Here is a 19,337-nt window from a genome sequence, read left to right as displayed (position 1 = left end):
TGGATTGTTTCAACATTAGATTTCCTGAATCAAACGGGTTCCGAACCAATGGCTTCCGAAGGCCGGACCCGCTCGGCCAGGCAGCGCGGGACGACCCCTTCCCGGCGATGCCGGAGGCCGCGCGCGCAACGCCCGGCAACAGCGCCCGCAGGCGCCGCGGCGCGGTACAATGGTGGGTCATTACACGCTCAGGATCACGGCAGAACCGATGCCCGAAATCACGCTCCCGGACGGAAGCCGGAAATCATTCGACGCGCCGGTCACGGTGCATGAAGTGGCCGAGTCGATCGGACCCGGTCTGGCCCGCGCCGCGCTGGCCGGCGAGGTCGACGGCCGGCTGGTCGACACCGACTACCGGATCGAGAACGACACCCGCCTGCGGATCATCACCGGGCGTGACGAGGAGGGCGTGGAGGTCATCCGTCATTCGACGGCCCACCTGATGGCGCAGGCCGTCAAGCGATTGTTTCCGGATACCCAGGTGACCATCGGGCCAACGGTCGAGCACGGGTTCTACTACGATTTCGCCCGCGACACGCCGTTCCATCTCGATGACCTGGAGGCGATCGAGAAGGAAATGGCCAGGATCGTCGACGAGGACCTCCCGGTCGAGCGAAGCGTTCTGCCGCGGGACGAGGCCGTGGCCTTCTTCCGCGACCAGGGCGAGGAGTACAAGGCGAAGATCATCGAGGACATTCCGGCCGACGAGGCGCTTTCGCTGTATCGACAAGGCGATTTCATCGACCTTTGCCGAGGGCCGCACGTGCCGTCGACCGGCAAGCTGGGCGCGTTCAAACTGACCAAGCTGGCCGGTGCCTACTGGCGCGGCGATTCCGACAACGAAATGCTGCAGCGCATCTACGGCACGGCCTGGGGCGACAAGAAGCAGCTCAAGGCCTACCTGAAGCGCCTCGAAGAAGCCGAGAAGCGCGATCATCGCAAGATCGGCAAGAAGCTGGGGCTGTTCCATTCACAGCCCGAAGCGCCGGGCATGGTGTTCTGGCACGACCACGGCTGGCGGATCTACATGCTGATCCAGGACTACATCCGCCAGCGCCTGCGCGACGCCGACTACCAGGAAGTCCACACCCCGCAGATCGTCGACCTGAGCCTGTGGCAGAAGTCGGGCCACTGGGACAATTTCGCCGACAACATGTTCATCACCTCGTCGGAGGACCGCACCTACGCCGTCAAGCCGATGAACTGCCCGTGCCACGTGCAGATCTTCAACCAGGGCCTCCGGAGCTACCGCGACCTGCCGCTGCGCATGGCCGAGTTCGGTTCCTGTCACAGAAACGAGCCGTCGGGCTCGCTGCACGGACTGATGCGGGTGCGCAATTTCGTCCAGGACGATGCGCACATCTTCTGCACGCCCGAGCAGATGCGCGACGAGGTGCTGGCCTTCAACGCGCTGGTCTTCGACGTCTACAAGGATTTCGGCTTCGACGACATCCAGGTCAAGCTCTCGACCCGTCCGGAGCAGCGCGTGGGCTCCGACGAGGTCTGGGACCGCGCCGAGGCCGCACTGAAGGAAGCGCTGGAAGCGGCTGGAATTCCTTACGAAATCCAGCCCGGCGAGGGCGCCTTCTACGGCCCGAAGATCGAATTCTCGCTGACCGACTGCATCGGCCGGGTCTGGCAGTGCGGCACCATGCAGGTCGATTTCTCGATGCCGGGTCGGCTCGGCGCGGCCTATGTCGACGAGAACGGCGAAAAGCAGGTGCCGGTGATGCTCCACCGGGCCATCCTCGGCTCGGTCGAACGCTTCATCGGCGTGCTGATCGAGCATTACGCCGGCAACCTGCCGGTGTGGCTCGCGCCGGTCCAGGTCGTGGTGATGAACATCACCGACGCCCAGGCCGATTACGCCAGCTCGGTGGCGCGCCGGCTCGGAGAGCTCGGTTTTCGCGCTGATGCCGACTTGAGGAACGAAAAGATTGGTTTTAAAATCCGCGAGCAGACCCTGGCCAAAGTGCCGTTCCTGCTCGTGGTCGGCGATCGCGAGGTGCAGGAGGGGACCGTGGCCGTGCGCCAGCGCGACGGCAACGATCTCGGCTCGATGCGGCTCGAGGCCTTCGCCGACAAGCTCGGCCAGTGGGTCGATCAGCGAGGGCGGGCCAGCGCGACGGACTGATCCGGTCCGGGAGCGAACCCTGCCCGATGCAATTCACCGAAAGGAGACATTCACATCGCAACCGACAAGAAGACGCGCCGCAATCAGGACATCACGGCGCCCAAGGTCCGGGTCGTAGGATCCGATGGCGAACAGGTCGGCATCCGCAGCCTGCGCGATGCCATCCAGCTGGCCGAGGACGAGGGCATGGACCTCGTCGAGATCGCGCCGCAGGCCGATCCGCCTGTCTGCCGAATCATGGACTGGGGCAAGTTCCGCTTCGAGGAATCCAAGAAGCAACAGGTCCAGCGCAAGAAACAGAAGCAGATCCAGATCAAGGAGATCAAGTTCCGCCCGGGGACCGACGACCACGATTACGATGTCAAGATGCGCAACCTTCGCCGGTTCATCGATGAAGGCAACAAGGTGAAGGTCACGCTGCGCTTCCGCGGCCGAGAAATGGCGCATCAGGACCTCGGTCGGGATCTCCTCAAGCGGGTCGAGAGCGACATGGAAGGCGAGATCACCGTCGAGCAGTATCCGCGCATGGAAGGGCGGCAGATGGTGATGATGCTCGCGCCGAAGAAGACCTGACGTACGGTCGGGCGGCGGCGGTTCGCCTGGGCCGCGACGGCGTCATGGAAGAAGGGGCCGAACGGCCCCTTTTTCGTGCCCGGACAGTACTGCGGCGGGTTCCGCTGGGGCGGCATCGTGCGATCGACGGCGTGTCCGACGATCATGACGCGCGCCTGGTCGAAGACTGCAGCGGCCGCCGCCGCGGCGCGGGCCATCCACCCATGCGGGCGGGCGAGTGCGACGTGCCAGGCATGAAAAAAGGGGCCGAAGCCCCTTCTTTCCCGGCCGCGGCAGCGGCCGACGGTAGATCGTCGCCTGTTCGCGGTTCAGACCACGTAGACGAACAGGAACAGCACCAGCCAGACCACGTCGACGAAGTGCCAGTACCAGGCCACTGCCTCGAAACCGAAGTGGTGGTCGGGCTTGAAGTGGCCCTTCATGCAGCGAAACGCGATGACCAGCAGCATGATCGAGCCGACCGTCACGTGCAGTCCGTGGAATCCGGTCAGCATGAAGAAGGTCGACCCGTAGATTCCCGAACCCAGCGTCAGGCCCAGGTCGCGGTAGGCGTGGACGTATTCGTAGGACTGCAGGAACAGGAAGATCACGCCCAGCGCCACGGTCGCCAGCATCCAGCCCACCAGGGCCTTGCGCTGCATCTTCTTCAGCGCCCAGTGGGCCATGGTGATCGTCCAGCCGGAGGTCAGCAGGATCAACGTGTTGATCAGCGGCAGTTCGAAGGCGCCGATGGTCTTGAAATCACCGCCGAGTCCGGCCGGACCGTTGGTCGGCCAGGCGGCCTGGAATTCCGGATACAGCAGGCTGTTGGTCATGACTCCGGTGCCCTCGCCGCCGATCCAGGGCACCGCGAAGATCCGGGCGTAGAACAGCGCGCCGAAGAACGCGCCGAAGAACATGACTTCCGAGAAGATGAACCAGATCATGCCCTGACGGAACGAGGCGTCGACCTTGTCGTTGTACAGGCCGGCCTCGGATTCCCGGATCACGTCGGCAAACCAGCCGAACATCATCAGGATGACCGTGGCGGCGCCGGCGATGGCCATCCAGGGGCCGATCGTGCTGCCGTTCATCCAGTTCGCGAAACCCGATACCAGCAGGAACAGACCGATGGATCCGACGATCGGCCATTTCGCGGTATGGGGAACGTAGTAGTTTGCGCTTGCCATGGTGGTGTTGACTCCCGATGGATTCCGGACGTTGAGCCTCAGGGTCCGACGGCGGCGACCCGTTCGGTCTCGTCCTCGTTCTTGTAGATGATGTAGGAAAGGGTGATCAGGTCGATCTTGCCGGGCAGGTGATCGTCGACGAAGAACCGCACCGGCATCTCACGCGACTCGCCCGGACCCAGCAACTGCTTTTCGAAGCAGAAGCACTCGGTCTTGTTGAAGTACAGCGACGCCTGGCCGGGCGCGACGCTCGGCACGGCCGCGGCGACGATGGTCTGGTTCGTCCGGTTGTGGGCGATGTAGGTGGTCTCGTACATCCGGCCGGGCTGGACGTCCATGAATTTTTCGACCGGCTTGAACTCCCAGTCCAGCGCCGAATTGACGTTGGAGTCGAAATGGACCTGCACGGTGCGGTCCGAGTCCGGCGCGTCGACGATTTCGGCGACCGCGTCGCCGGTGCGCCCGCCCAGTCCGGTGACCTCGCAGAACTTGTCGTAGAGGGGGACCAGGGCGTAACCGAACCCGAACATGCCCACGGCGAGCAGCGCGAGCTTGGCTACCGTTCGTGTCGTACTCTGTGGTGCGTCGTTACTCATGCGATTCCTCGATTCAGCCTCCGAACACGCCGCGCCCGATGAACGCCGCATAGATGATTCCGGCAATCACCGCCAGCACGACGGCGGTGCGCCTGGCGCCCCGCCGTCGTGTGACCGGTGCTTCACGATTGCTGTCCTGCCGCGCCATGTCAGCTCGGCAGCCGGTCCTTGTGCTCGAGCGAATCGTCGACGAGCGGCGGCGTGTCGAAGGTGTGCAGCGGGGCCGGCGAGGGCACCGTCCACTCCAGGCCGCGGGCACCTTCCCAGACCTGGGCGGTGGCTTTCTCCCCGCCGCGCACGCACTTGATCACGATGTAGACGAACAGCAGCTGGGCCAGACCGAACGCGAAGCCGCCGATCGACGAGATCATGTTGAATTCGGCGAACTGGACCGCGTAGTCCGGAATCCGTCGTGGCATGCCGGCCAGGCCGAGGTAATGCTGCGGGAAGAACAGCACATTGACCGAAATCGTCGACCACCAGAAATGGATCTTTCCGAGTCGCTCGTCGTACATGTGGCCGGTCCACTTCGGCAGCCAGTAATACGCCGCAGCCATGATCGCGAACACCGCGCCGGTGACCAGGACGTAGTGGAAGTGGGCCACCACGAAGTAGGTGTCGTGGTACTGGAAGTCGGCCGGAACGATGGCCAGCATCACGCCGGACAGGCCGCCGATGGTGAACAGGATGACGAAGGCGATCGCGAACAGCATCGGGGTTTCGAAGGTCATCGAGCCTCGCCACATGGTCGAGACCCAGTTGAAGACCTTGATCCCGGTCGGCACCGCGATGATCATCGTTGCGTACATGAAGAACAGGGATGCACCGAGCGGCATGCCGACGGTGAACATGTGGTGCGCCCAGACGATGAACGACAGGAACGCGATCGAGGCGGTGGCGTAGACCATCGCGGTGTAGCCGAACAGCGGCTTGCGCGAGAAGGTCGGAATGATCTCCGAGATGATCCCGAACGCAGGCAGGATCATGATGTAGACCTCGGGATGGCCGAAGAACCAGAAGATGTGCTGGTACATCACCGGGTCGCCGCCGCCGGCCGCGTTGAAGAAGCTGGTGTCGAAGAAGCGGTCGGTCAGCAGCATGGTGACCGCGCCGGCAAGCACCGGCATCACGGCGATCAGCAGGAACGCGGTGATCAGCCAGGTCCAGACGAACAGCGGCATGCGCAGCAGGGTCATGCCGGGTGCGCGCATGTTCAGGATGGTGGCGATGATGTTGATCGCGCCCATGATCGACGAAATGCCCATCAGGTGAATGGCGAAGATCACGAACGCGAAACTGTTGCCACCCTGCAGCGACAGCGGCGGATACAGCGTCCAGCCCGAGGCCGGCGCGCCCGACGGCATGAACAGCGTCGAGAGCAGCATCAGGAACGCGAAGGGCAGGATCCAGAACGACCAGTTGTTCATTCGTGGAAGGGCCATGTCCGGCGCGCCGATCATCATCGGCACCATCCAGTTGGCCAGGCCGACGAAGGCCGGCATGACGGCGCCGAAGATCATCACCAGCGCGTGCATGGTGGTCATCTGGTTGAAGAATTCGGGGTTGACCAGCTGCAGGCCCGGCGAGAACAGTTCGGCGCGGATGATCATCGCCATCGCACCGCCGACCAGGAACATGGCCAGCGAGAAGATCAGGTACAGCGACCCGATTTCCTTGTGATTGGTCGTGAACAGCCAGCGCGCCAGGCCTTTCGGCGCCTCGTGGTGATGGTCGTCTGCGTGTGCGGTTTGCGTCGTCATTGCCTTCCCTTGCGTAATGCTGCGAGCGTTTCGGGTTCGTCGGAGACGGGTTTCAGAGGCCTGCCGGGCCGGTGTCGGCCACGCCGCCTTCGACAACCCCGTTCTTCAGCTTCAGGATGCGCATCGGCTGGACCATGTCGCCGGTTTCGTTGCCGAATGCGTTGCGCGTGTAGGTCAGCGCCGCGGCGATGTCCTCGGCCGCCAGGCGCTGTCCGAAGCCGGCCATCGCGGTGCCCGGACGGCCGTTCATGATCAGATCGATGTGGTCCTCGATCGCACCCACGGTCACGGCGCTGCCGGCCAGGGCCGGGAAGGCCGGTTCGAGGCCGCTGCCGTCGCCCTGGTGGCAGCTGGCGCACTGCGCGGCATAGACGTCGGCACCCAGCGTCATCAGTTCGTCCCGGGTCCAGGTGCGCTCGGCGGCGTTGTCGTTGGCGGCCATCTCGGCCTTCTGGCTGTCGACCCAGGCGCGGTATTCCTCCGGCGTGACGGCTTCGATGACCACCGGCATGAAACCGTGGTCCTTACCGCACAGCTCGGTGCACTGGCCGCGGTAGATGCCCGGCTCTTCGATCAGCGTCCAGGCCTCGTTGACCATGCCCGGGATCGCGTCGCGCTTCCAGCCGAGGTCCGGCACCCACCAGGAGTGGATGACGTCATTGGAGGTCAGCAGGAAACGGATCCGGGTGTCGGTCGGCAGGACCACGCGCTTGTCGACTTCCAGCAGGTAGTTCTCGACCTCGCGAGGATCGCGGGTCGCGCCGATCTGGCGGGCATAGTTGCTGTCGCGATCCAGCGCCGAATAGAACTGGATCTCGTCTTCGATGTACTCGTATTCCCACAGCCACTGGTAGCCGGTGACCTTGACGTTCAGCTCTGCCCCGCTGGTGTCCTCCATGTCGATCAGGACCTGGGTGGCCGGGACCGCCATCACCACCAGGATCAGGATCGGGATCACGGTCCAGGTGACTTCGGCCTTGGTCGAGTGAGTGAACTGGGCCGCCTTGGCGCCGCGCGATTTGCGGTGCAGGTAGATCGACGTGAACATCGCCGCGAACACCAGCACGCCGATCACGGTCACGATGCCGAGGATGATCATGTGCAGCTGGTAGACGTCCTTGCTGAACGGCGTCACGCCCGGCGTCATGTTGTCGCCGACCGCGAACAGGGCCCAGGTGATCACGGAGATCACCGCGACCATCGCGAGGCCGACGATCATTTCATTGGTTCTCTTCATCCTGAACTCACTCGTTGGTCTTGTGTACGTCGTGGGTGGTCGTGTTGCCGTTCCAGGCCGAACGCGGCGCCAGCGTCCGCTCCAGCCACTGCGCGGCCTCGAGCCGCTCTTCGACCGGCGCGAAGTCACCGAGCTCGACCCGCTCACCGTGGAGCCGGAGCAACAGCCGGGGCTCGCGCCCGCGGCGATCGACTTCGACCCGCACCCAGCCGGTCGGCCAGTGCTGTTCCCGGGTTCCGCGAGCCGAACAGTCGATCAGCGTCACTTCATCATCGGTGACGCAGACATGCTGACGGCGCCAGAACCCGCGCCAGGCGAGCCGGAAACACCAGCCCACGATGGCGAGGTGAACGATCGCGATCACGAAGATCGGCCAGTAGCCCATGAGCGTCGGCAGCAGGGCCACGAGAAGCGTGACCGCGCTGAGGACCAGGAAGATGCCGGCCAGCCTGTCCAGGGTCAGCGACAGATTGGACAACAGTTCCAGGCACTCACCGTCCGGGTTCTGGCAGGAAACCTCCGTGCGAAGCATCGGGATCCGGTCGTTTCACCATCGGCGTATTGTAGCGGAATCGCATTTCCCGGGGAGGTCTGAACCTTCACGCAAATGCATTCTCGAGCGTCCGGTATGGCGCCCGCTTCGCGTTGCGTTACACTGGCGCGCACCGCGTCCGCGCGGGCCCTGAAGCGACGTCTCCGTCCTGGTGCCGTCGTGCGTTCGAACCTGCTTTTTCTGGAGTGGCATCAGCCGGGAGAACCTGAAGCGATGAGCGCGGAGTTTCCGTTCGTGATCCGGGAGCCGTTTCCCGACGAGCCGCTGCGGCGGGCGATGGACCAGGCCTGGGCCGTTCCCGAGGACGACCACGTGCCCCGGATGCTCGCCGCGATCGGGCTCGACGAAGCCGCGCGCGCCGCGATCGGCGACCAGGCGGTCGCGCTGGTCGAGCAGGTTCGCCGGCGCGCCGACGACCAGGGCGCGATGGAAGCCTTCATGCGCGAGTACGACCTCTCCTCCGAGGAGGGCGTGGTGCTGATGTGCCTGGCCGAAGCACTGCTGCGGATCCCCGATTCCGACACCGCCGAGCGCCTGATCGCCGACAAATTGTCCGACGCCGACTGGGAGTCCCATCTCGGCAAGAGCGAGTCGCTGTTCGTCAACGCCTCCACCTGGGGCCTGATGCTGACCGGCCGGCTGGTCCGGGTCGGCCGCTCGACGCGCCGCGATGTCTCCTCGGTGCTGGCCCGGATGGCCAACAAGTCGGGCGAGCCTGTGGTGCGCATGGCGATTCGCCAGGCCATGCGGATCATGGGCCACCAGTACGTCATGGGCCGGACCATCAAGGAGGCGATGGAACGTGCCGGCCGGAAGGGCAATCGGCAGTTCCGCTATTCCTTCGATATGCTCGGCGAGGCCGCGTTGACGGCCGACGACGCCGAGCGGTATCGCCGGGCCTATGCCGATGCGATCGACGCGATCGGCCAGCGCCACGACGGTCGCGACGTGTTCGACGCGCCGAGCATTTCGGTCAAGCTGTCGGCACTGCATCCGCGCTACGAGCCGGCCCAGCGCCAGCGCGTGCTCGCGGAACTGACCCCGGTCCTGCTCGATCTCGCGCAACGGGCCCGGCAGGCCGGCATCGCGCTGACCGTCGATGCCGAGGAGGCCGAGCGCCTGATGCTGTCGCTGGATGTGTTCGCCGCGGTGCTCGAGGACGAATCGCTGGCCGGCTGGGACGGGTTCGGACTGGCCCTGCAGGCCTACCAGAAGCGCGCCTGGACGGCGATCGCCTGGCTGGAGGCGCAGGCCGGGCGGACCGGCCACCGGATTCCGATCCGGCTGGTCAAGGGCGCCTACTGGGACACCGAGATCAAGTTCGCCCAGGTCGAAGGCCACGAAGGCTACCCGGTGTTCAGCCGCAAGCCGAATACCGACGTCAGCTACCTGGCCTGTGCGCGGCGCCTGCTCGAGGCTCGCGACGCGTTCTATCCGCAGTTCGCCACCCACAATGCCCACACCATCTGTGCGATCAACGCGCTGGCCGGCGAGCGGACCGATTTCGAATACCAGCGACTTCACGGCATGGGCCGTGAACTGTATGAAGAGGTGCTCGACAGCGGCCGGTTCAACGGCCACTGCCGGGTCTACGCCCCGGTCGGCAACCACAAGGACCTGCTGCCCTACCTGGTCCGCCGGCTGCTCGAGAACGGGGCCAACACGTCGTTCGTCAATCGCATCGTCGACGAGAAGCTGCCGCCGGCCGAGGTGGTGTCCGACCCGATCGAAGCCGTGCGCGGCTTCGAGACCCTGCGGCATCCGCGGATTCCCCTGCCGGTGGACCTGTTCGGCCGCGAGCGGCGCAATTCCTCCGGAATCAACTTCGCCAGCCAGACCGCGCTGGAGTCGCTGGCCGAGCAGATGCGCGGCGATGGCCGTTCGACCTGGACCGCCATTCCGATGGGCGTCGACGGGCTGCCGTCGGAACCGCCGCGCCGGGTTCGCTCGCCGGCCGACCGCGATGACGAGGTCGGCGAAGTCGCCGTCGCCACGGCCGACGCCGCGACGCCCGCGATCGACGCCGCGCTGGCGGCGCAGCGCGAATGGGACGCCACCCCGGCGATCGAGCGGGCCGAACTTCTCGACCGGATCGCCGACCGGCTCGAGGCGCACCGCGGTGAGCTGATGGCACTGTGCGTGCGCGAGGCCGGAAAGTCGCTGCGAGACGGCGTCGCCGAGGTTCGCGAGGCGGCTGATTTCTGTCGCTATTACGCGATGCAGGCGCGCCAGCAGTTCGCCGAGCCGACGGTGCTGCCGGGGCCGACCGGCGAGCACAACGAGATGTCGCTGCACGGTCGCGGCGTGTTCGTCTGCATCAGTCCATGGAATTTTCCGCTGGCGATCTTCACCGGCCAGGTGGTCGCGGCGCTGGTCGCCGGCAACGCGGTGATCGCCAAGCCGGCCGAGCAGACCCCGCTGATCGCCGCCCGGGCCGTGGAACTGATGTACGAGGCCGGTGTGCCGAAGCCGGTGCTGCAACTGCTGCCCGGCGACGGCGCGCTGGGCGCGGCGCTGACCCGCGATCCGCGCATCGCCGGGGTCGCGTTCACCGGCTCGACGGGGACCGCACGCGCCATCAATCGCACGCTGGCCGAGCGCGACGGGCCGTTGGCCACGCTGATCGCCGAGACCGGCGGTCAGAACGCGATGATCGTCGATTCCTCGGCGCTGGCCGAGCAGGTCGTGCGCGACGTCATCCAGTCGGCGTTCCTTTCGGCCGGTCAGCGCTGCTCGGCGCTGCGCATGCTCTATGTACAGGACGACGTGGCCGACCACGTGTTCCGGATGCTCGCCGGTGCGATGCAGGAACTCCGGGTCGGCTGGCCGGGCACGCTGGACTGCGACATCGGCCCGGTCATCGATGGCGCGCAGCACGACATGCTGCAGCGGCATGCCGACCGGATGGAGCGCGAGGCGAGTTGCCTGGCCCGCGTGCCGATGCACGGCGCCCGCCCGCAGGGGTACTGGTTCGCACCGCGCGCCTACGAGATCCGCGGTATCGAACAGCTCGACGGCGAGGTGTTCGGTCCGATCCTGCACGTGGCCCGCTACCGCGCCCGCGACATCGATCGGGTCGTCGAGGCCATCAACGGCACCGGCTTCGGTCTGACCTTCGGGGTCCACAGCCGGATCGATCGGGTCCAGCAGACGCTCTGTCGCCAGGTCCGGGCCGGCAACGCCTACGTCAACCGCAACATGACCGGCGCGGTCGTCGGCGTGCAGCCGTTCGGCGGCGAAGGGCTGTCCGGTACCGGGCCGAAGGCGGGTGGGCCGCACTACCTGCCGCGGTTCGCGGTCGAGCGCACCCGGACGATCAACACCGCGGCGGTCGGAGGCAACGCTTCGCTGATGGTGCTGTCGGACTGACCATGACGCAACGACCCGGGCGTGAACCCATCTGCCATGTATGAACAGTTCTACGGACTCGAAGAGCGGCCGTTCTCGATCACGCCGGATCCGCGTTTCGTCTATCTGAGCCAGCGCCACCAGGATGCGCTGGCCCACCTGCTGTACGGCATCGGTCGGGGCGGCAGCGGGGGATTCGTCCAGCTGACCGGCGAAGTCGGGACCGGCAAGACCACCTTGTGCCGCCTGCTGCTCGAGCAGGTGCCCGAGAAGACCCACATCGCGCTGGTGCTCAACCCGATGCTGGAGCCGCGCGAACTGCTGCGCGCGGTCTGCCGCGAGCTGGAAGTGCCGCTGGACGACTCCGACGGCAGCCTGGAGGATCTCAACGAGCGGCTCAACCGCCGGCTGCTGGCAATCCACGCCGATGGCGAGCGAGCGGTGCTCATCGTCGACGAGGCCCAGAACATGAGCCGCGAGACGCTGGAGCAGGTGCGCCTGCTGACCAACCTCGAGACGGCCACCGACAAGCTGCTGCAGATCATCCTGCTCGGCCAGCCCGAGCTGCGCGAGCTGCTTTCGCGACCGTCGTTGCGCCAGCTGGCCCAGCGAATCACCGCGCGCTATCACCTGGCGCCGCTGGGGCAGGCCGAGACCGCCGAGTACGTGCGCCACCGGATTCGCATCGCCGGCGCTGCGCGCTGTCCGTTCACGCCGGCCGCCCTGCGCACGCTGCACCACGTTTCGGGCGGCGTGCCGCGCCTGATCAACATCATCGCGGATCGGGCGCTGATGGCCGGCTACGCCGAGGAAACCGACCGGATTTCGCCCAAGCTGGTCAACCGGGCCGCCGGCGAGGTGGTGGTCGGCGACGAGGAGGGCGGCCGGCGGCGCCTGACCGGCACCCTGTCGCTGGTCGCGGTCGTGCTGGTCCTGGCGGTCGCCGCCGGCATGGTCTGGTCGCTGAACCGGATGCCCGAACCCCCGGCCGACGATCCGGTGCCGACCTGGAAACCGGTGCTCGACGCGGCGACGGCCCGGGACGCGTGGCGCGAAACCGCTGCGCTGTGGCCGGACGTCGACGTCGAGCTGGTCCGCCGGGCCTGCGACGAGCAGTTTGCCGAAGGCCTGGCCTGCCACCGGCTGCGCGGCAACCTGGCCTTGATCCGCACGCTCGGCCGGCCGGTGGTGCTGCGCCTGACCGAGCCCGACGATGCGCTGGTGCTGTTGGTGGCGCTCGGTGAGCGCCAGCTGCGCATCCGCCAGTCCGGCCAGGAATTCCGGGTCCCGGCCGATGCGGTCGAGGCCCGGTGGCTCGGCGATTTCCACGTGGTCTGGCCGGATTCCGGCCGGGTCTGGCGCAACGGCGATGTCGATCCGGCCATCGGCGAGATCAAGCAGGCCGCCGCCGCGCTCGCCGACCGGCCGTGGACCGGCGCCGTCGGCCCGGACTACGATGACGAGTTCGAGACCTGGGTGCGCGGCTTCCAGCGCCGCCATGGCCTGCGCGTCGACGGCATGGTCGGCCCGGTCACCCGGCTGTACCTGACCGCGCCGAACGATTCGGCCGGGGGGGACGCCTGATGTCGCTGCTGCTCGATGCCCTGCGCAAGTCCGAACAACGCCGCCAGCGCAGCTCCTCGCCTCCGCTGGGCTTGCCGACCGGGCCCTCGGCCGGGAGATCGGCGCCGCCGCCGGGCCGATTCGGTCGGCGCACCATGCTGCTGCTGCTCGCTGCGCTGGTCGTGGCGGCCGCGGCCTGGTGGATGCTCGGCGCGCCGGGATTGCCGGGCGGCAACGAGCCGGCGCCGGCCAACGGTTCGTCGCTGGCCTCCGCGCCGGCCGTCGTTGCCACCCCGGACGAGCGCGCGCTGCGCGCCGATGCCTACCGTCGCCCGCCGGCGGTCGAAGCCGTGCAGGATCCGGCACCGACGGTCGCGGCGGCGGAAACCATGCGGCGAGCCGCCGAGCCCGACGCTCCGGGTCCGGAAGCCGCCGGCCCGGCACCCGACCGGCTCGCCGGGCGGAACGATTCCGGACCGGGCGTTGTTCCTGCCGGTGCCGCAGAGCCGCCCCCACCCGCCGAGCCCGAGCGCGCCGGGCGCTGGTCGGAGCCGTCGCGGTCCCAGCCGCCCGACCTGTCGCCGGAGTCGGCCGCGCCGGTCGGACCGAACGCATCGGCATCGCCTCCGATACCGGCTGACCCCGCGGTACGGGATCCGCGCGCCAACGCGATCAACCCGTGGGAGCTGCCGGCCGCGCTGCGCGGCGAATTTCCCGATATCGATCTCGCGGTGCATGTCTTCGCCAGCGATCCGGCGGCCCGCTTCGTGCTGATCGGCGGCGAGCGCTACGGCGAGGGCGACACCGTGGCCGAGGGCGTGCGCCTGGCCGAGATCCGCAGGGGCGGTGTGGTCGTCGAGTTCCGCGACTACCGGATCTGGATCGAGTGAACGTGGTCCGCGGTACCGGGGATCGGCGTTCGGACGGCCGATTCCCGGTCAGCGTGATCGGGCTGTCCGTGGTGCTGGTGGCGGTGGCCGTGTTCGATGCCGTACTGCCGGTCGAAGGCGCCGCGACCCGCCAGGCGGCGCTCGGCTTCTCGCCGGTCGATCTGGCCGAGGTGCTGGGCGGGCAGGGTGAACCGCTGCGCGCACTGGGGCTGCTGACGGCCCTGTTCGTGCACGGCAGCGGGCTGCACCTCGGCGGCAATCTTGCCTATCTGTGGGTGTTCGGGATTCCGGTCGAGCGGGCGATCGGGGGCTTCCGTTTCCTGGTCGCCTTCGTGCTGCTCGGTGGCGTGGCCAACCTGTCGGTGGTCGTCGGCACGCCGGAACTCGAGCGCGTGGTGGTCGGTGCCAGCGGCGGTGTCTCGGCAATCATCGGCCTGTACCTGGGGCTGTTCCCGACCCGGCGCCTGGGCGTGTGGCTGCCGCTGGGGCTGTTCTTGCAGTTCGCGCGGATCCCGGCGCTGCTGGTCATCGGTTCGTGGTTCACGCTGCAGTTGCTGTACTGGGTGTTCGGCCCCATGTCGGGTGCCGTGGCGTGGTGGACCCACGTCGCGGGCTTCTTCGCCGGTCTGACCACGGCCGGCCTGTTCCGACTGTTCGGCCGGCGTTGACGCCGGCTCGATCGACCCTGCGAATCCGCATCGGAGACTGTCATGTACAAGATCGTGTTCTTCAATCAGGGCAAGGTCTACGAACTGTTCGCTCAACGCGTCGACAGCGCACACCTGTACGGCTTCATCACTGCCGCCGGGCTGCAGTTCGCCGACAGCGGCGTGGTCGTCGACCCGGTCGAGGAGCGGATGCGCGAGGAATTCCGCGACACCGAGGAGTTGCTGCTGCCGATACAGTCGGTGGTCCGGGTCGAGAAAGTGCGCAAGCGCGGAACCAGCGTGATCCGCGACCGGACCAGCGGCGAGAAGGTCACGCCGTTGCCGCTGGACGGTCCCGGCCGCAAGCGGTAACCCGTCCGTCCGGGCCTGCGGTGGCCCGGGGCGACCGGTTGTGGTAGTTTTTCCGCCGCTCGATGTCGTCCGGCGTCGGGCCCGACCCATCCACAACAACGACTCCACGGGGAACCTGCCGGAATGAATACCACCGAACCCACACCGGCCGATCGGCCCGGTACCAACGACGGCTGGCTGAATCGTGCGCTGAATTTCATCGAAGTCGTCGGCAACAGGCTGCCCGATCCGGCGGTTCTGTTCTTCCTTCTGATGATCGTGGTCTGGATCGCCTCGGCCATCCTGGCTCAATTCACCTTCAACGCGATTCACCCGAGTACCGGCGAACCGATTCAGGTGGTCAACCAGCTCGCCGGCGACCAGATGGTGAATTTCCTGGTCAACATGGTCTCGGTGTTCGTCAACTTCGCACCGCTCGGGATCGTTCTGGTGGCGCTTCTCGGGGTCGGCGTCGCCGAGCACACGGGTTTCGTCAGCGCGGCCCTGCGCAAGCTGCTCGGCTGGACCTCGATTCGGCTGCTGACCCCGATGCTGATCCTGATCGCGATTCTGAGCAATATCGTGGTCGATGCCGGCTACGTGGTGGTCATTCCACTCGGGGCGGTCATGTTCTACGCCGCCGGACGTCATCCCCTGGCCGGGATCGCAGCGGCCTTCGCCGGCGTGTCGGGCGGATTCTCCGCCAATCTGGTGCCCTCCGCGATCGATCCGTTGCTGGCTGGCATCACCCAGGAAGCCGGGCAGGTCCTCGACCCGGATCTCTACATCAATCCACTGGCCAATTGGGGCTTCATGGCCGCATCGTCGCTACTGATCGTCGCGGTCGGTTGGTGGCTGACCGACAAGGTGATCGAACCGCGCCTGGCCAAGGACACGCCGGTCGACGGCGATATGTCCGACATGCCCACACTCGAAGAATTGACGCCCGCCGAGTCGAAAGGCCTGAAATGGGCGACTGCAAGCATCGCGCTTGCCGCGATCCTGGTGACCGTCGCGGTCCTGATCCCCGGGTCACCACTGCGCGATCCGGATCCCGCGCTGACCTTCTTTCAGAGTGTGACCTCGTTCGGCTCGCCGCTGATGCGCTCGATCGTGCCGCTGATCTTCCTGTTCTTCCTGATTCCCGGCGTGGTCTACGGCTACGTCGCCGGAACGATCGATAGCCACAGGGACATCGTCACCGGGATGAGCAAGTCCATGGAATCGATGGGCTACTACATCGTGATGGCGTTCTTCGCCGCCCAGTTCATCGCCGCCTTCACCAATTCGAACCTCGGTCTGCTGCTCGCGATCAACGGCGCCGACTGGTTGGGCAGTCTGGAGCTTCCAGCTCAGTTCACGATCGTCGGCATCATCGGGTTGACCATCATGGTCAATCTGTTCGTTGGCTCCGCCTCGGCCAAGTGGTTGATCATCGCGCCCATCTTCGTGCCGATGCTGATGCGGCTGGGGATTTCCCCGGAGTTGACTCAAGCCGCATACCGCGTCGGGGATTCGAGCTCCAACATCATCACGCCGCTGCTGCCGTACTTTCCGCTGATCGTGGTGTTCTGCACGCGCTATTCCAAGGGCGCGGGCATCGGCACGCTGATCTCCATGATGTTGCCGTACGCGATCGCGCTGGCGGTGCTCTGGACCGCATTCCTGCTGCTGTACTGGGCGCTGGGGCTGCCGCTGGGTCTGCAGGCCGGCTACGTCTACCCGTAACGCAGCGGGGCGAATCAGCGATCCAGCCAGCCGGCCGGGTCGACCGGCTCGCCCTGGTGGCGCAGCTGGAAGTACAGCCCGGTGGCGCCCTCGCCACCGGAGGCCCCGGCCAGGGCGACGGCCTGGCCCGGTTCGACCCAGTCGCCGACATCGGCCAGCAGCGCCTGGTTGTGCCCGTACAGGGTCATCCAGCCGTCGCCGTGGTCGAGGATCAGCATCATTCCGTAGCCGCGCAGCCAGTCGGCGTAGGCCACCCGACCATAGGCGACGGCGCGCACCTCGTCGCCGGTCTCGGCCTCGATCAGCCAGCCCAGCCAGGCGCTGTCGGCGTTGCGACGATCGGCATAGGCGGCCCGGACCGGGCCGTCCAGCGGCATCGGCAGCGCGCCGCGCAGGTCGCCGAACGGGCGTGCGGCGAGTTCCGGCGGGATGTCGGCCAGCACACTGGAAAGTCGCTCGAGCAGGTCCTGCAGTTCGGCCGCGGCCGCCCGGCGCTCGGCCAGCTGTGCCTCGTCGCTGCGGATCCGCCGGGCCAGGTCGGCCAACGCCCGTTCGCGGGCTTCGCGGGCGTCCTGCTGTGCGGCCAGCGCCGCGCGCTGACGTTCGCCGAGCTGCTCGAGTTCGAGCTCACGCTCGCGGGTGGTGGTCAGCACCCGGGCCAGTTCGCGCTCGTTGTCGACCAGCGCGTCGACCAGCTCGGCGCGGGCCCGGCCCAGGTAGCCGTGCATCGCCAGCTGGCGCGAGATCCGGTTCGGGTCCTCGGCATTGAGCAGGGTGCGCAGGCGTGACTGGGAACCCAGCCGGTAGGCGGCCTGCAGCTGGTCGGCCAGTCGCTCGCGCTGGGTTTCGATCGCCGATTGCAGCGATCCGGCCTCGTCCTGCAGGTCCTGGATCTCGCCGCGCACCCGGGTCAGCGCGGTCTCGGTTTCGCGCAGGGTGCGGGCCAGCCCGGCCAGTTCTCGCTCGATCCCGGCCAGCGCGGCCTGCTCGGCCTGTTCGGTTTCGCGCTGTTCGGCGAGCTGGGCGGCGATGGACTCGATCTGGCTGCGCAGTTCGGCCAGCTCGGCTTCGACCTCGGCCGGGTCGCGCGGCTGGGCCAGGGCGAGCCCGGGCAGCGCCAGCGCGGCCACCAGCGCCCACGCGGCGCAGCGCTTCATTCGTCGGGATGGACCAGGGGTCGGCCGGTCATCGCCTCCGGCACCGGCAGGCCGAGCAGGTGCAGCATCGTCGGTGCGATGTCGCGCAGGCTGCCGCGGTCGTCGATGCGCGCGCTGCGGCCGAAGTGGACCAGGGGCACCGGGTTGACGGTGTGAGCGGTATGCGGCTGGCCGGTCTCGGGGTCGGTCATCTGCTCGACGTTGCCGTGATCGGCGGTGACCAGCAGTTCGCCATCGACCTCGCCGATCGCCTCGACGACCCGGCCGAGCAGCCGATCGACCGCCTCGGCCGCCGCCACCGCGGCGTCGAAGATGCCGCTGTGGCCGACCATGTCCGGGTTGGCGACGTTGCAGACGATTACTGCATGGGTCCCGCGGTGGATCGCCTCGACCAGTCGTTCGGTCAGCTCCGGTGCGCTCATCTCGGGCTTCAGGTCGTAGGTAGCCACGTCCGGCGACGGGATCAGCACGCGCTGCTCGCCGTCGAACACCCGCTCCTCGCCGCCGTTGAAGAAGTAGGTGACATGGGCATATTTCTCGGTCTCGGCGATCCGCAGCTGGGCCAGGCCGTGACGAGCGAGTTCCTCGCCGAGCAGGTGGTCCATGCGCGCGGGCGGAAACGCAACGTCGACCGGCAGACCGTCGAGGTAGGCGGTCATCGTGGTCATCGCCGCGAGCGCCGGCCGGCGCGCCTCGAAGCCGTCGAAGCCGGGTTCGACCAGCGCTCGGCAGAACTGGCGGGCCCGGTCGGCGCGGAAGTTGAACCAGATGACCGCGTCGCCGTCGCGGACCGCTGCGCCATCGTCGATCAGCGTCGGCTGGACGAATTCGTCGTTTTCGCCCCGCGAGTAGGCCGACTCCAGTGCGTCGCGTGCCGATCCGGCCTGCTGTTCGGCGCGGCGCTCGACGATCGCATCCCAGGCCCGGCGGACGCGGTCCCAGCGGTTGTCGCGATCCATTGCGAAGTAGCGCCCGCCGACCGTGGCGATGTGTGCCTGCCCGATGCCATCGACGGCCTGCTGCAGGCGCTCCAGCGACGCTGCGGCCGAGCGCGGCGGCGTGTCGCGACCGTCGAGGATGGCGTGGACGGCGATCGGGCCCGGGTGCCGCTCGGCGGCCATGGCCAGAAGCGCGAACAGGTGGTCCTCGTGGCTGTGAACCCCTCCTGGCGACAGCAGACCGACCAGGTGCAGCGTGGTGTCGGGCGCGGCGGTCATTGCCTTGCATAGCGCCGGATTGTCGTGGAAGCTGCCGTCGGCGATCGCCCGGGTGATCCGGGTGAAGTCCTGGTAGACGACCCGGCCGGCGCCGATGTTCATGTGGCCGACTTCGGAATTGCCCATCTGGCCGTCGGGCAGGCCGACCGCCTCGCCCGAGGTGTCGAGCAGCGCGTGCGGACAGGTGGCCCACAGCCGGTCCCAGTTCGGCGTGTCGGCGGTACTGATGGCGTTGTCGGGCGCGGCGTCGCGGACGCCCCAGCCGTCGAGAATCAGGAGCAGCAGCGGAGTCTTGGCAGTCATCCGGAACCGATTCGGGGGGGCTTCAGCGCCGAATTATCCCACAGCGCAGACGAGGTAGCAGGGCCGGCGGGAATGCGAGATAATGGCGGTTTTGCACGGACAGCTGCTTAC

At 67.2% G+C, this 19,337-nt stretch carries 16 protein-coding genes; 8 read left to right on the top strand and 8 right to left on the bottom strand.

Features of this window, described 5'->3' with window-relative positions:
* The first annotated feature begins 208 nt into the window (after positions 1 to 208).
* Together thrS and infC are read left to right on the top strand one after the other, a co-directional pair.
* Complete coding sequence (thrS, locus tag HFP89_RS10280) at positions 209 to 2,134, top strand: threonine--tRNA ligase (protein ID WP_168717571.1); 1,926 nt, start codon at positions 209 to 211, stop codon at positions 2,132 to 2,134.
* A gap of 48 nt (positions 2,135 to 2,182) precedes the next feature.
* Positions 2,183 to 2,707, top strand: coding sequence for a translation initiation factor IF-3 (gene infC, locus HFP89_RS10275; protein WP_168717620.1), 525 nt, complete (start codon positions 2,183 to 2,185; stop codon positions 2,705 to 2,707).
* 308 nt (positions 2,708 to 3,015) lie between these two features.
* Here the strand turns inward: infC and HFP89_RS10270 are convergent, their stop codons facing one another.
* Genes HFP89_RS10270 through HFP89_RS10250 form a run of 6 tightly spaced genes read right to left on the bottom strand, consistent with a single transcriptional unit; the run spans position 3,016 to position 8,001 of the window.
* Positions 3,016 to 3,876, bottom strand: a complete 861-nt coding sequence (locus HFP89_RS10270) for a cytochrome c oxidase subunit 3 (RefSeq protein WP_168717570.1) — start codon at positions 3,874 to 3,876, stop codon at positions 3,016 to 3,018.
* Positions 3,877 to 3,914: 38 nt separating this feature from the next.
* Positions 3,915 to 4,472 (bottom strand): cytochrome c oxidase assembly protein, encoded by a 558-nt coding sequence (locus HFP89_RS10265; protein ID WP_168717569.1) that lies wholly within the window; start codon positions 4,470 to 4,472, stop codon positions 3,915 to 3,917.
* Positions 4,473 to 4,485: 13 nt separating this feature from the next.
* Positions 4,486 to 4,620: a hypothetical protein gene (locus HFP89_RS16175; RefSeq protein WP_277347506.1), complete on the bottom strand. Its 135-nt coding sequence runs from the start codon at positions 4,618 to 4,620 to the stop codon at positions 4,486 to 4,488.
* A 1-nt stretch (position 4,621) separates the two neighbouring features.
* Positions 4,622 to 6,232, bottom strand: a complete 1,611-nt coding sequence (gene ctaD, locus HFP89_RS10260; protein ID WP_168717568.1) for a cytochrome c oxidase subunit I — start codon at positions 6,230 to 6,232, stop codon at positions 4,622 to 4,624.
* 52 nt (positions 6,233 to 6,284) lie between these two features.
* A complete protein-coding gene (gene coxB, locus HFP89_RS10255; RefSeq protein ID WP_168717567.1) occupies positions 6,285 to 7,469 on the bottom strand; it encodes a cytochrome c oxidase subunit II in 1,185 nt (394 codons plus the stop codon).
* A gap of 7 nt (positions 7,470 to 7,476) precedes the next feature.
* Complete coding sequence (locus tag HFP89_RS10250) at positions 7,477 to 8,001, bottom strand: DUF2244 domain-containing protein (protein WP_168717566.1); 525 nt, start codon at positions 7,999 to 8,001, stop codon at positions 7,477 to 7,479.
* 234 nt (positions 8,002 to 8,235) lie between these two features.
* Here HFP89_RS10250 and putA point away from each other — a divergent pair, with 234 nt between their 5' ends.
* From putA to HFP89_RS10220, 6 genes are all read left to right on the top strand, one after another.
* Positions 8,236 to 11,391: a bifunctional proline dehydrogenase/L-glutamate gamma-semialdehyde dehydrogenase PutA gene (putA, locus tag HFP89_RS10245; RefSeq protein ID WP_168717565.1), complete on the top strand. Its 3,156-nt coding sequence runs from the start codon at positions 8,236 to 8,238 to the stop codon at positions 11,389 to 11,391.
* Between the two features lie 21 nt (positions 11,392 to 11,412).
* Complete coding sequence (locus HFP89_RS10240; protein WP_168717564.1) at positions 11,413 to 12,954, top strand: AAA family ATPase; 1,542 nt, start codon at positions 11,413 to 11,415, stop codon at positions 12,952 to 12,954.
* On the top strand, positions 12,954 to 13,823 hold the full coding sequence (locus tag HFP89_RS10235; protein WP_168717563.1) for a general secretion pathway protein GspB: 870 nt from the start codon (positions 12,954 to 12,956) through the stop codon (positions 13,821 to 13,823). Before HFP89_RS10240 ends, HFP89_RS10235 begins: the two co-directional genes overlap by 1 nt.
* Positions 13,820 to 14,491 (top strand): rhomboid family intramembrane serine protease, encoded by a 672-nt coding sequence (locus HFP89_RS16025; RefSeq protein WP_168717562.1) that lies wholly within the window; start codon positions 13,820 to 13,822, stop codon positions 14,489 to 14,491. The genes HFP89_RS10235 and HFP89_RS16025 overlap by 4 nt, the downstream gene beginning before the upstream one ends.
* 42 nt (positions 14,492 to 14,533) lie before the next feature.
* Entirely contained in the window at positions 14,534 to 14,842 is a 309-nt protein-coding gene (locus HFP89_RS10225; protein WP_168717561.1) for a DUF1820 family protein, read from the top strand.
* 123 nt (positions 14,843 to 14,965) lie between these two features.
* Positions 14,966 to 16,549, top strand: a complete 1,584-nt coding sequence (locus HFP89_RS10220; protein ID WP_168717560.1) for an AbgT family transporter — start codon at positions 14,966 to 14,968, stop codon at positions 16,547 to 16,549.
* A 14-nt stretch (positions 16,550 to 16,563) separates the two neighbouring features.
* Here HFP89_RS10220 and HFP89_RS10215 read toward each other — a convergent pair whose 3' ends face one another.
* Both HFP89_RS10215 and gpmI read right to left on the bottom strand, forming a co-directional pair.
* The gene (locus HFP89_RS10215; RefSeq protein ID WP_168717559.1) at positions 16,564 to 17,706 is read right to left on the bottom strand and encodes a peptidoglycan DD-metalloendopeptidase family protein; all 1,143 of its coding nucleotides are present in this window, start codon (positions 17,704 to 17,706) and stop codon (positions 16,564 to 16,566) included.
* On the bottom strand, positions 17,703 to 19,226 hold the full coding sequence (gpmI, locus tag HFP89_RS10210; protein WP_168717558.1) for a 2,3-bisphosphoglycerate-independent phosphoglycerate mutase: 1,524 nt from the start codon (positions 19,224 to 19,226) through the stop codon (positions 17,703 to 17,705). Before gpmI ends, HFP89_RS10215 begins: the two co-directional genes overlap by 4 nt.
* Positions 19,227 to 19,337: the final 111 nt, after the last annotated feature.

It is taken from the genome of Wenzhouxiangella sp. XN79A (assembly GCF_012272825.1).
Taxonomy (GTDB): domain Bacteria; phylum Pseudomonadota; class Gammaproteobacteria; order Xanthomonadales; family Wenzhouxiangellaceae.
The sequence above is the reverse complement of the archived record's forward strand: the minus strand, read 5'-3'. Positions and strand labels throughout refer to the sequence as shown.

Excerpts from the sequence above, each read along its gene's own strand:
- thrS (WP_168717571.1), top strand. The coding sequence starts at position 209 with ATGCCCGAAATCACGCTCCCGGACGGAAGCCGGAAATCATTCGACGCG.
- gpmI (WP_168717558.1), bottom strand. The coding sequence starts at position 19,226 with ATGACTGCCAAGACTCCGCTGCTGCTCCTGATTCTCGACGGCTGGGGC.
- HFP89_RS10235 (WP_168717563.1), top strand. The coding sequence starts at position 12,954 with ATGTCGCTGCTGCTCGATGCCCTGCGCAAGTCCGAACAACGCCGCCAG.
- ctaD (WP_168717568.1), bottom strand. The coding sequence starts at position 6,232 with ATGACGACGCAAACCGCACACGCAGACGACCATCACCACGAGGCGCCG.
- HFP89_RS10250 (WP_168717566.1), bottom strand. The coding sequence starts at position 8,001 with ATGCTTCGCACGGAGGTTTCCTGCCAGAACCCGGACGGTGAGTGCCTG.
- HFP89_RS16175 (WP_277347506.1), bottom strand. The coding sequence starts at position 4,620 with ATGGCGCGGCAGGACAGCAATCGTGAAGCACCGGTCACACGACGGCGG.
- HFP89_RS10225 (WP_168717561.1), top strand. The coding sequence starts at position 14,534 with ATGTACAAGATCGTGTTCTTCAATCAGGGCAAGGTCTACGAACTGTTC.
- HFP89_RS10265 (WP_168717569.1), bottom strand. The coding sequence starts at position 4,472 with ATGAGTAACGACGCACCACAGAGTACGACACGAACGGTAGCCAAGCTC.
- putA (WP_168717565.1), top strand. The coding sequence starts at position 8,236 with ATGAGCGCGGAGTTTCCGTTCGTGATCCGGGAGCCGTTTCCCGACGAG.
- HFP89_RS10270 (WP_168717570.1), bottom strand. The coding sequence starts at position 3,876 with ATGGCAAGCGCAAACTACTACGTTCCCCATACCGCGAAATGGCCGATC.
- coxB (WP_168717567.1), bottom strand. The coding sequence starts at position 7,469 with ATGAAGAGAACCAATGAAATGATCGTCGGCCTCGCGATGGTCGCGGTG.
- HFP89_RS10220 (WP_168717560.1), top strand. The coding sequence starts at position 14,966 with ATGAATACCACCGAACCCACACCGGCCGATCGGCCCGGTACCAACGAC.
- HFP89_RS10215 (WP_168717559.1), bottom strand. The coding sequence starts at position 17,706 with ATGAAGCGCTGCGCCGCGTGGGCGCTGGTGGCCGCGCTGGCGCTGCCC.